We start from the raw sequence: 12,413 nt of genomic DNA, 5'->3' as shown, positions 1-12,413 counted from the left end.
GGATTTGGGCAGGGGGCTTGCTACTTGTAATCGGTGCAATTGTTACGATGTGGCCAAGTGGTAAAAAGATTACAGAGACGGCATTTGTTAGATACAGCGTTGGTGAGAAAGACGCTGCAATAAGAGCTTAAAACTCTTCTTAATTTTTCGAGAAAAAGAGAAAATTGTGTATAACTTGATAATAGGCATCATCACACTTTTAGCTGCACTCTATATTGTGCTTCCATTTTTTCTAAAGAAAAAAGAAGATGGGAATATAAACTCAATTCAAGAGCCATTGGATTCAATTTCTGAAAAGCTGATTGCACTTCATAATAAAAAAGAGACTTTGTATTCGGCCATAAGAGACATCGATTTTGACTATGGCCTGGGTAAGTTATCGAAAGACGATTACGAGGAACTAAATAATAAATATCAAACTCAGGCTGCATCAGTGCTTAAAGAAATAGATGAGATTGAACAGGAAACTGGCTTTGGAGAATTGGACAAGGAATTAGAGCAAGAAATATTAGCGTACAGAGATACTTCAGATGAGAATTTAGAAAAAGAGATCTCATCATTTAGAGCTTCAAAAGTTGTTTCACTGTATTGCACACAATGTGGATCTGAATACAGTGAAACTGATTTGTATTGTTCAAAATGTGGAGCAAAGTTAAATTCATGAATTTAAGACTATATATAATAGCCATTATATCACTTATATCTCTAAATGCCTCAATTTATGATAAGAGTTATGCGCAGCATGAGGGGCTTTCTCAGAGCCCAATAAGCGGAGAAGAGCTATTTATACAAAACCGTTGTGTTAGGTGCCACACAATTGGACGAGGTAGGTTCGTTGGTCCTGACCTTTTAGGAATTGGAGAAAAATACTCAGAACAGCAAATAATTACATGGATAGAAAACCCTCAACTTATTTACCAACAATCTGGTAAAATGCCGGTGAATGAAGGTTACCCCCCAATGCCGCCGACAAATGTTCCAGCCGACCAGGCAAAATTAATTGCCGAATACCTTACTTCCTTTAAACCCTCTGAAACGCTTGTAAAAAAGGGGGTAATATCAGGTCAAGTTGTCAATGAAACTAATAAGAGTCCTGAGCTCGGTGTAGATCTTACCCTTACATCTTATATGGGAGATAGGGCTACGGATGAGAAAACAATTAAATCGGACGAAGAGGGTAATTATAAATTTGCTGATCTTAGGTGGGATAGAAGCTATGAGCTAACTATAAATTACAAAGGAACCCAATATTCAACTGATAAAATGGTTTTCAAACCTGATGAAAGCAAGATGGAGCTTAACCTTCCTATTTATGAGCCAACATTTGATGAAAGTGATATAAATATTATAGAAAGACAAGTTATTGTTCAGGCTTCTGATCAAGCACTTAATATAGCAAACATAACTCTATATAGTAATGACGGCGACAAAATATATGTCGGGGGCAATGAAACACAAGATGGCAGAAAAGAGTCACTAAAGTTAAATATTCCAAATGATGCTCAGGATATTAATTTTATTCACGGTGTAAATCCTGACGATCTAATAAAGACGAATTATGGATTTGCGGATACTACAAGCATGTTACCTGGACAAAAAAGAGTGGTTTACACTTATAACATTCCTTTAGAATCCGGTACAATTCAATTTGATCAACTCATCGAATATCCAACTCAGAATTTCTTGCTGTTGATCTCAGATACTAATAAAACGGCGACGGTATCTGGACTTTCTCCAAAGCAAAGTGTTGACGTACAGGGAGAGAAATTTCTCAAATGGACGGGTGAATCACTTGAGTCTGGGGCTAAAATAGAGCTAAAATTTGAAGGGGATTTGCTCAAATCTGATTATTTAAAATATGCAGCACTGGGCTTTTTGCTGCTTATAGTAGTTATTGGCATTATTTATTCATCATATACCAAACAAAAGTCTAAAATGACTAAACCCGATTTGGTAGAGGATTTTTCTATACAGAAGACTAAGCTAATGAAAGAAATTGCTAAACTTGATGATGACTTCGAATCTGGAAATATTGATGAAAATTCTTACCGAGATATTAGGGAAAATAAGAAAAATGAGCTTAAAAAAATTATACGGAGACTGTGATAGGTAGTAATCACATATCTCCGTAGTGAAATTGAAGAATTGAAAGAACCGAAACACTTACAGTTTCGGTTCTAAGTACCCTGGGACCCAGACCCAGAGAGATGAAACCCATTTGTTTACCAAGGAGGACTTCATTGTCCGTAAAACCACCTTCCGGACCTACAAATAATACAATATTTTGGGGAACTTGTAAAGAGTTTTTAATATAGTCTTTAGCCAATACTTCACTGTTTACTTGAAGTATTACTGCTAACTCTTCTTTATTGTATATATTTACTGCGTCTTTAAAGTTTAAAGTATTTTCTATAATGGTAGGATTGGTCCTTCCACACTGTTTTGATGCTTCAAGTGATATTCGATCCCATCTCTTTTTTCTGTCAATTTTAGTAAACTGAGATCTTTCTGTTATTACTGGCACTATTTTATAAGCACCAAGCTCTGTTGCCTTCTCTATTATGTAGTCCATTTTATCTGCTTTTGGTAGTCCTTGTAGTAGAGTAATTCTTATAGGAGATTCAGTAAATATCTGCTTTGATTCTTTAATTTGAAGAAATATTTCTCTCTTTGTGATCTCTTGAATATTTGCATAATATTCAGTTGAAGTTGTATCAAAAAGCGTAATACTATCGCCAACTTTAAGCCTAAGCACTTTTACAATATGCTTGTAGTCATCGCCTGAGATAACGGCAACATTATTTTGAATATTATCCTTAGTTATCGAAAATCTGGGCATAATCAGAAATTACCTCAGTAGTTGTTATTAAAGTACTATAAAAATTAGACAATTGTTCTTACTTTAAGTTTTTGTTTTTGAAATACAATTTAATAGATTTTGATAAATCCAACGCTGTATACTTTTTGGGTATTATCTGTGATTTATATCCATATTCTTTTACTGTCTTAGCAGTTATTGGCCCAATGCTGGCAATTAGCGGTTTGCTTGGAGTTTGCTTGAAGTTTGGAATGAGTTCAAAGAAATTTTTTGCAGTAGATGAACTCGTAAATGAAATCAGGTCTATTTTATTGTCACTTAGAAGCCTATTTATCTGTTTTAAACCTTTAGCTGGTGGTTTTTTAGTTATATAAGCAGTTACTACATCAACTTTTGCCCCTAGACTCTTTAGATTTTCCGGTAGTACATCTCGAGCAACTTTTGCCCTGGGAATAAGTACACGAGAATTCTTTAAATTCTTCTTATTAAGTTTACTGATAAGACCTTCTGCTTTGAATTCATCTGGGATTATGTCTACATTTAGACCTAGTTGATTAATCTCTTCACAAGTTGCGGATCCGATTGCAGCGATTTTAGCTTTATGAAGAGATCTAATATCTTTATTCAGCTCTCTTAGTCTGTTAAAAAATGATTTTACCCCATTTACACTGGTAAAAATTATCCAATCATAGTCTGATATAGTCTTTATCGCTCGATCCAGTGACTTATAGCTTCTTGGTGGTGCTATTTCGATAGTTGGAAAGTGAATAACATTAGCCCCTTGGGATGATAGTTCATTAATCAACTCATCAGACTGTTCAAGTGGTCTAGTGACTACAATATTTTTTCCAAATAAAGGTTTTGACTCATACCAGTTTATTATTTCTCTTAGTTTCACAACTTCGCCAACAACTATTACGGCAGGTGATGTTATGTCTTGTCTTTTATTGGTTAGATGATAAATGTTTTCAATCGTGCCTGTAAGTGTTCGCTGTTTGGGGTAGGTGCCCCAAGTGATAACAGCAGCTGGTGTTTTAGGATCTTTTCCGGCCTTAATTAATTCTGTCATATTTTTCTTTAAATTTTGAACACCCATTAGAAAAACAATAGTGCCCATTTTAGAAAGTGCATCCCACTCAATATTAGAGTGTTTTTTAGTTGGATCTTCATGACCTGTAACAACGGCAAAAGAAGATGTGAAATCTCTATGGGTTAGAGAGATACCCGCGTACGCTGGAACCGCTGAGACTGAGCTCACGCCTGGAACAATTTCAAAGGGTATTTTCTTTTTGCGTAGCGCCTGAGCTTCTTCTCCTCCTCTACCAAAAGTAGTAGGATCGCCGCCTTTTAGCCTGGCAACAATGCGCCCGCTTTTAGCCTTGCTTGCTAATAGTGTATTGATATCTTTCTGAGGCATTTCCTTTTGACCCGCTTTTTTCCCTACATAAATCACTTCAGCGCTTTTTTTAGCGTGTCTAAGAAGATCTGAATTCACTAAGTAGTCATAGATTATTACATCGGCACTTTCTAAGAGCTTCTTACCTTTTAGAGTTATTAGATCTTTGTCGCCGGGTCCTGCCCCAATAAGATATACAGCTGCTTTTTTCTTCATCGCTTTTTAGAAGAAAACCAAAGAGGCTTATAATTGTCAAGCTCAAACCTTGGTATTGGTCAGTCTTTATTACATGGTATTATATTAAACACAACAAGACCTTGAATAACCGATAGGGGGTTATTATCCATGCTAGTTCGAGATTATATGACGCTTCACCCAAAAACAGTGGAACCGCAAGACACCGCAAAATCTACTCTTGAGATGATGCAAGAACTAAACTTCAGACAATGTCCTGTAGTTAAAGACAGCAAGTTGGTTGGAATAGTAACACAACAAGATTTAACAAAAACAATCTCTGAAAATGATGACATGAAGGTCTCTGAAGTTATGGTTAGTGATCCGGTTACGATAATGGAAGATGCGCCAATTCAAAGTGCATCTGACATAATTAGAATTAAAAACTACAACTCTCTACCTGTTGTATCAACAAATAACGAGCTTTTAGGCATACTGACTTTAACAGATATTATTGATGCGCTTCGCACAACATTTAGCTTTAATGATAAGCCGATAAAGCTCGAAGTAAAAATGTCTGATGAACTTGGTCTCTTTGATGTTTTACACCTTATTCAAAATAATTCAGAAAAGGTTATTTCTTTTAGCTCCGCACCAGTAAATAGACAGCTGAGTCATTTTTGGGTTGTCGACTGTGACTTAGGCCGTGTTGATAAGGTATTAAGAGAGCACAATTGTACAATGAATGTTGTACATACCGAAGAGTAACCCTCTAATTACAAACTCATACATTGTTTTAAGTGAACTACGAGTATTTACTGGTATACTAATCTGGATTAATTAATTTAATGAGATAATTATGGAAAGTGACAATTTAGAATTCATACTAGATCATTATAAAAATCCTAGAAATTTTGGCACTATTGATGATGCTGATTTTTCTTATGAAGAAGGCATACCCTCTTGCGGCGATGTTATAAGATTGGATCTAAAGATCAGAGAGAATAAGCTTGATGATATTAAATTCTCAGGCACTGGCTGTGCGATAAGCCAAGCATCGGTTTCAATTCTTACAGAGAACGTTGTTGGTAAGGAAGTAAAAGAAATAGAATCTCTTACAGATCATGACATGTTAAATGCCCTCGGTGGCCAGGTTTCACCTATACGATTTAAATGTGCCCTATTAGGTTTAACAGTTTTGAAAAAAGCTCTTTCAGGAAAAAAGTCCAACTAATTCTCACTTTTTTGATTTTTCATTTAAAGCGGCTAAATCATGGAAAAACTAATTAAAGATAACATAATGTTTGATCCAAATATTCTCAAAGAAGACTTCCCTGTTTTCAAAAGAGAGGTTAACGGAAAGCCCTTAGTTTATTTAGATAACGCAGCTACTACCCAAAAACCAAAAAGTGTAATTGATTGCATCGATAATTATTACCGCAAACATAACTCAAATATTCATAGGGGCGTTCACACGCTTAGTTACGAGTCTACAGTTATGTATGAAGACGCTCATAAAAAAGTTGCTGAATTCATAGGTGCAGATAAGTGGAGCGAAATTATATTTACAAGAAATGCTACTGAGTCATTAAATCTTCTTGCTTACGGATGGGGTCTTCATAGTCTTAAAGAGGGCGATGAAGTACTGATAACTATTATGGAGCATCACTCTAATATTGTGCCATGGCAGATGCTTAGAGATGTAGCAGGCATTAAAATAAACATTGTTGGTGTAGATAGTAGCGGAGAATTAAAGATAGATGAATTAACTAGTCTGCTTACAGAGAAAACCAAACTAGTTAGCATCATTCATGCATCAAATGTGTTAGGGACGATTAATCCAATTAAAGAAATCATAGAGCAGGCAAAAAAAGTAGGGGCATTGGTATGTGTGGATGCTGCTCAGAGTGTTCCTCATTTGCCCATTGATGTTAAGGAGCTTGGATGTGATTTTCTGGTAGCTTCAGGACATAAAATGCTCGGACCGACAGGAATTGGCTTTATATATGGCAGAGAAGATCTTTTAGAAACTATGGAGCCTTTTATGTACGGCGGCGATATGATTGAAAAAGTGACATGTGATAAAAGTACTTGGAATGAGCTGCCATGGAAATTTGAAGCAGGTACTCCAAACATAGCGGGAGGAATCGGTCTTGGAGCTGCAGTAGATTACTTAGAACAAGTTGGACTCTCAAACATCATAAAGCATGAAGAAGAGCTTTTAACTTATGCGCTCGAGCAGATGTCAGAGCATGATTGGATAAAAATATATGGGCATAAAGGTAGTGCCCAGAGCGTGGGAGTTATTTCATTTAATGTAGATGGGGTTCACCCTCATGATGTTGCTGGTATGCTTGATGAGCAAGGCGTAGCGGTTAGATCCGGCCATCATTGTGCTCAGCCTCTTATGAGCGAGCTCTCTATGGACTATACGGCTCGCATAAGCTTTTACTTGTACAATACAAAAGAAGAAATTGATCTTTGCGTTGATACACTTAAGAAAGTAAAACAAATATTCGGATAAAGAAATCTATTTTGGTCTTAATGCTAAAACGCTGCAATCAGAATGAGTAATAACTCTCTCTGTTACGCTTCCCAACAATAACCTTCTAACACCTGTTCTGTTATGTGTATGTATAACAATAACGTCCGTTTTGCTCTTCTTGGCATATCTGGAAATAGAAGCTCCTTCACCCATCCCATGAGTAACCTCTGTTTTTATATCTATGTTCTTTGAGCTATTTTTTCTCCTCTCATAGGATTTTTTGATCTGTGAAACTCTTTTGCTAAGGTTTTTCTCTGAATCGCTAATTACTATATCTAATGCGCTTGCCGGAATATCCTGTGCATACATATCAATTCTAAGCACATAAATAACTCTTATCTTTGCACCAGTGATTTGGGCTAGTTCTAATGCACTTAGGACTGCAGAGTCGCTGCACTCAGTGAGATCGATTGGAACCAAAATGTTTTTAATTACAGCGGTACTCTTATTAGTTTTTACTGCGAGCACCGGAATATGAGATCCTTTTAGAACTTTTTTTGTTTCACTTCCTGCAAGCATGCTCTCAAGAAACCCATGCCCGTGTTTTCCCATTACGATCAAATCAGCTTTTCGTTTTCTTGCTATTTCAACTATTTTCTCGCTTGGATTGCCTTTTAAGATAAGACCCTCGAAGTTTATTGATTGTCTTAATAAATCCTTTCTCGCCTTATCAAATCTAAGGGCGGCATTGTTTTCTATATTAGACTTCCACTCTTCTAAATCAGAGTCTGAATCTTTATAATTTTCATAAAGCAGATGCACAGAAAGTGGAACAACATGAACGCCTATAATATCTGCCCCAGACTTCGCAGCCAGATACTTAGCATATCTATATGCTTTCTCGGCTTCGGGTGAACCATCAGTTGCCCATAAAATATTCTTCATAACTATCCCTCCTATTATTCAGGCTTAACAGTTATCACAGGACATGGAGCTTCCTGTATTACTCTCTCCGCTACACTCCCTATAAACTCTTCTCTTCTAAACTCTCCGCCGCCGTAAGTGTTCATGAAAATTATATCTGTATCATTGTCTGATGCGTAATTTATGATGCCCTTAACTGCATTTTTCCCTGTCTTCACGACTGTATTAACCCCTATACCCAGATTTGCCTCATCCACTTGTTTAGTGAGATTATTATAAGAGTTTCCTCTAAGACGCTCCACTACCTCAGGAGGATATTTTTTATTTCCAACCTCTACAATATTTAAACTTGTGATGTTAAGGTCTAAATACTCAGCAAGACCAGCAGTTAAAAGAAGATCTCTTGATCTTATGTTAAACAGGTCCGTAGGAACAAGTATGTTTTTTATCTTAATTGGTCCCTCACTTTTTCTTGCAACCATAACTGGAATAGGTGATCGCCTTATTACCTTAAGCGCAGTTGCTCCTAGGAGTTTTTCCTTAGCACGCCCTTTACCTAAAACTATTAAATCTGCACCAGCTTCTTGAGCGTTTTGGATTATCTGAAGATGAGGCACTCCTTGGGCTATTTGAGTATCAAAATTAAGCCCCTTTGATTCAAAATCTTTTGCAATGTCTTTCAGCCTGTCACTTTCTTTAGATTCTGTCTCTTTAATCCATTTTGCAATCAAGTCATATTCTTGCTCTGGAAACTGGTCTTTTACATCTACTTCGAAGTAATCTGGAATTACATATAGTCCGAGTGTTTCAGATTTGCATCTTTGTGCAATATTCTTCACATATTCTAGAGCGTCAATAGAATCTTCAGATCCGTCTGAAGCCCATAGGATTTTCTTAATCAAGTATAACCCCTCCTTTTTAGTAACTATTAAATATTATCTTCATTATTGCTTATTAAACAAGGTGTATCATGGTCTTATTTTTTTTAATCTCACAATGATATAATAAGATTACATAACTAATGAGTGAAAGTTGAGATGATTATGAGAGCGATGTTACTAAATAAGACTACGGACCTTAGAGAAGACAAATCCCCTCTGGAATTAGCTGAGTTGCCAAAGCCCAAACCAAATGAGAACGAAATTCTGATCAAGGTTCGCGTTTGTGGAGTCTGCCATACTGAGCTTGATGAAATAGAAGGCAGAACATCTCCGAGTAAATTTCCAAGGGTGCTAGGCCATCAGGTTGTAGGCACAATTGAGGATATGGGCACTAAGGCGCAGAACTTTGAAATAGGAGATAGAGTAGGGGTCGCGTGGATATATTCCTCCTGCGGGCGCTGTAAGTATTGCAAAGAGGGAAACGACAACTTATGCCCAGACTTTAAAGCTACCGGAAGAGACCATGACGGCGGATATGCAGAGTATATGACAGTACCACAGGACTTTGCATATATTATTCCAAAAATACTTAAGGACACCGATGCAGCTCCTCTTCTATGTGCTGGGGCAATTGGCTATAGATCTTTAAAACTCTCCGCAATCTCTGATGGGGATAAATTGGGTCTAACCGGCTTTGGAGCTTCGGGTCATCTCGTAATAAAAATGGCGAAGCACTTATATCCCAATACGGATATTTATGTATTTGCCAGAAGTTCTAAGGAGAGAGAGTTTGCCATAGAACTTGGCGCTGTATGGGCTGGCACTAGTGATGAGCTTGCTCCAAGTAAACTGGATGCAATAATAGATACAACCCCTGTATGGAAACCGGTCGTTGAAGCTCTTAAAAATCTTAATACAGAAGGTAGGCTAGTAATTAATGCTATCAGAAAAGAGGAAGTCGATAAAAATAGCTTGCTTAATTTGGACTACCCAAGGGATTTATGGATGGAGAAAGAGATAAAGAGTGTTGCAAATGTGAGTAGAAAGGATGTTATAGAATTCTTAGATCTAGCAGCGCAGATGCAGATACATCCACAAACTCAAGAATATGATTTAGAAGATGCTAATAGAGCTTTGTATGAACTTAAAAAGGGTGATAATAAGGGCGCTAAGGTTCTTATAGTTGATAAAACTTAATAGTTATGCTGTGATTCTTCTGGCGGCTTGGGCAACTTTCTTCTGAGCTGGGATCTCTTTTCTTTTTGATTCTGCTTTCTTTCTCTTTCTTTCCATCTCTTTTTTATAATATGCATTTTGATCGTGATACATAGCTCCCTCAGGTAGCCATTCCCAAAGTGGGCCCATATCTTTTTTCATGATATTTATATAAAACTCAGGAATCACAGTTGTCTCGCCTTCAAAGAAATCCCTAAACTGCCGGTCTTCATCAAGTTGTCTTCTAATTTCTCTGTAGAATCTCATTCTTCCAAAACCTTCTGTTGAAACAGCTCGAACGAAATTAAGTGCTTTTGGAAATGTAGTTTTGGTTTCAATAAACCTGTTCCATATTGCCGGCCAAGAGAAGGCATGTTCAACCAGTCCGATTATGCGGTCATACATCTGCGGCCATGAACTATACTTTGGCCTTACATTCATTGCGTGATTATTATTTAAGAAATGAAAAGGGAAGGGTACGACTCTTCCATCTCCTTGATATTCAAGATTAAGCGGCGCTGCTTCACCGAACGATGTTAAAAGAGGAAATGCTGGAAAAGCGGCTGGAGACATATCGACAAATCTCTTTGTCAGTTCAAACGATTCATCACCATCATCGCAATCTAAGCCAAGTACAAAGTTAGTTTGAATATATGGTAGATATCTGAGAATCATATTTACATGATCAGATACAACCTCAACTTTATCCATGCCCTGCTTTTTACCTGTTTTAGATTTATTACCCATGTCGTTCCATGATTCTATGCCGGGCAGAATGGCTTTAAATCCATTATCTCTAAGACGTTTTAAGTGTGGTTCTGATAAGAGAGATAGACTACTTTCAGCTATAAAATCAATGCTGTTAATAGGTACGGCATCTTCGATTGCACCTAAATAATCATCAAATCTGACTCCAAAATTGGGATCGTACCAGCTCACAACTGGGCGTTTATACTTAGTAAGAACAAATCTTAAATCCTCTTTCATAGCTTCAAATTCAAGAGGCTGATAATCTACGTCTGCATCGATACAAAAACTACAAGTATACGGACATCCTAGACTGCCAATCATGGGAACTATCTTTACCCAAGGAGCCTTATCTAAATAATGTTCTATATATTTCCAACGCTCACGAATACCAGGTAAATACCTTGGCTGCTGTGAAGCGGACAAGAGTCTGCCTTCAGGGATATGATGGGTGCATTCTTCAAGAACTTCTCTGCAAATCTCTTTATCAGTAAAGCCTAGTATATAGTCGAAATATTTTTGTGAATCTTCTGGATAACAGCGCGCGTGAGGGCCGCCAAGTATGGTTACTATACCCTTAGAACGATATAGATTGCTTAATGCATATGCCTGATTGGCTGACTGCGTAAAAGCACTTATAAAAACTATATCAACATCCCAGGGCGTGTCTGATTTTAAATCCTCAGCACCAGTGAAAGAGAATAATTCCACATCATGACCAAGTTCTTCACACCACACAGCAACAACTTGAGGCATGAGCCCTGCAAGGTTGGCATGCATAATACGCGCCCACAAGGATTTATTAGGAGATTTAGTTATAAAATCAATTATTCCAACTCGAAGTTTTCGCATAATTCCTTTTTTAATCTGAAATCAATCTCGAGATATACTCTTACTACTCTCTACGATCTATGCTCCATAAGTAGATTTTGCATAATTGATACTTTCTTAACTAGATTTCTCCCAAACACTTCAGAATCGATCAAAGGCATTGAAGGATTAAGAGGGATTATAGAAGAATGAAATCGTTATACGATTTTTAAAATTACTCCCATAGGAATAATCTTTCATATTCCTAAGCCATTCCATACCATTTATTGGCTACTAGAGTATACGATAATCAGAATTAATACAATGTTTTCAAAAAGATAGTAGTTCTCAGAGTTTTATTATTTTTTCTCAAATGGATCCTTCATTTCAGGGTGCCAGAGTTTAAAATGGTTTTTATGAACTTCTGTATAAGCTCCTTCATTGTAGTACTTGTCATAAAAATCAAGATCCAAGTGATGTGCTTGAAATACTAGCCTTGCAAACATAGGATCTAAGAACGCCGGGAAACGGCCGTAATTCTCATAAACGTACGTACAGAAATCCTTTACAATCTCAATTCTAACTTCATTAGGATGATACTCATCTTGCAGTACTCCGTGTGGATCCTGATAAGGGTAGGGGTTGTCCTCCTCCCAAAAGTGGCCTCTTTGCTCAAGAAATTTGTCTACCGCTTCTCCCATATTATCAACATACGGTGGACATAGTCCTTCAAATACGCCATCTCTTCCAACAGGAACTGGAGGCTTTGAGCTTCTAAGGGTTTTCTGCGGATGAGTAAATGTAAATCCAAGTCCCTTGTATTCGGGATTAACTCCAAGAGCATAGTGTGGCAAAAGTCCTGTAAATGCCCAGCCGCCAAGTCCAATTGTTTGTAGCGCAAGGTTCATGTTTTGGCATATAAAAGCTTGCTCAACGTTTAGTGTAGTAAGTACTCTGAGCTCT

General features: G+C 37.2%; 12 protein-coding genes. 6 read left to right on the top strand and 6 right to left on the bottom strand.

Translation table 11 applies throughout. The features are described 5' to 3' along the window. The first annotated feature begins 166 nt into the window (after positions 1-166). Both AAF462_04460 and AAF462_04455 read left to right on the top strand, forming a co-directional pair. Positions 167-664 (top strand): zinc ribbon domain-containing protein, encoded by a 498-nt coding sequence (locus tag AAF462_04460; protein ID MEM7008367.1) that lies wholly within the window; start codon positions 167-169, stop codon positions 662-664. Continuing rightward, positions 661-2,106, top strand: coding sequence for a cytochrome c (locus AAF462_04455; GenBank protein MEM7008366.1), 1,446 nt, complete (start codon positions 661-663; stop codon positions 2,104-2,106). The genes AAF462_04460 and AAF462_04455 overlap by 4 nt, the downstream gene beginning before the upstream one ends. Positions 2,107-2,116: 10 nt before the next feature. Here the strand turns inward: AAF462_04455 and AAF462_04450 are convergent, their stop codons facing one another. Further along, on the bottom strand, positions 2,117-2,839 hold the full coding sequence (locus AAF462_04450; protein ID MEM7008365.1) for a 16S rRNA (uracil(1498)-N(3))-methyltransferase: 723 nt from the start codon (positions 2,837-2,839) through the stop codon (positions 2,117-2,119). Between the two features lie 58 nt (positions 2,840-2,897). Then, a complete protein-coding gene (gene cobA / locus AAF462_04445; protein MEM7008364.1) occupies positions 2,898-4,430 on the bottom strand; it encodes a uroporphyrinogen-III C-methyltransferase in 1,533 nt (510 codons plus the stop codon). Positions 4,431-4,559: 129 nt separating this feature from the next. Between cobA and AAF462_04440 the strand changes: the two genes are divergently transcribed. The 3 genes from AAF462_04440 (at position 4,560) to AAF462_04430 (ending at position 6,912) form a co-directional block, all read left to right on the top strand. Next, a complete protein-coding gene (locus tag AAF462_04440) occupies positions 4,560-5,156 on the top strand; it encodes a CBS domain-containing protein (GenBank protein MEM7008363.1) in 597 nt (198 codons plus the stop codon). 91 nt (positions 5,157-5,247) lie between these two features. Continuing rightward, positions 5,248-5,622, top strand: a complete 375-nt coding sequence (locus tag AAF462_04435; GenBank protein ID MEM7008362.1) for an iron-sulfur cluster assembly scaffold protein — start codon at positions 5,248-5,250, stop codon at positions 5,620-5,622. 39 nt (positions 5,623-5,661) lie between these two features. Then, positions 5,662-6,912: a cysteine desulfurase gene (locus AAF462_04430; protein ID MEM7008361.1), complete on the top strand. Its 1,251-nt coding sequence runs from the start codon at positions 5,662-5,664 to the stop codon at positions 6,910-6,912. Positions 6,913-6,918: 6 nt separating this feature from the next. On the opposite strand, the gene AAF462_04425 is transcribed toward AAF462_04430, so the two are convergent. Beyond that, positions 6,919-7,818, bottom strand: a complete 900-nt coding sequence (locus tag AAF462_04425; GenBank protein MEM7008360.1) for a universal stress protein — start codon at positions 7,816-7,818, stop codon at positions 6,919-6,921. A 14-nt stretch (positions 7,819-7,832) separates the two neighbouring features. Then, on the bottom strand, positions 7,833-8,699 hold the full coding sequence (locus AAF462_04420) for a universal stress protein (protein ID MEM7008359.1): 867 nt from the start codon (positions 8,697-8,699) through the stop codon (positions 7,833-7,835). Between the two features lie 141 nt (positions 8,700-8,840). Here AAF462_04420 and AAF462_04415 point away from each other — a divergent pair, with 141 nt between their 5' ends. After that, positions 8,841-9,875: a zinc-dependent alcohol dehydrogenase family protein gene (locus tag AAF462_04415; GenBank protein ID MEM7008358.1), complete on the top strand. Its 1,035-nt coding sequence runs from the start codon at positions 8,841-8,843 to the stop codon at positions 9,873-9,875. Positions 9,876-9,878: 3 nt separating this feature from the next. Here AAF462_04415 and AAF462_04410 read toward each other — a convergent pair whose 3' ends face one another. Next, complete coding sequence (locus tag AAF462_04410; GenBank protein ID MEM7008357.1) at positions 9,879-11,492, bottom strand: radical SAM protein; 1,614 nt, start codon at positions 11,490-11,492, stop codon at positions 9,879-9,881. A 317-nt stretch (positions 11,493-11,809) separates the two neighbouring features. After that, positions 11,810-12,413 (bottom strand): hypothetical protein (locus tag AAF462_04405; protein MEM7008356.1); only part of this gene is annotated, 604 nt, incomplete at its 5' end.

The sequence above is a fragment of the Thermodesulfobacteriota bacterium genome (assembly GCA_039028315.1).
Classification (GTDB): domain Bacteria; phylum Desulfobacterota_D; class UBA1144; order Nemesobacterales; family UBA2774; genus CR02bin9.
Note: the sequence above shows the minus strand (reverse complement) of the source record. Positions and strands in the feature narration are given on the sequence as shown.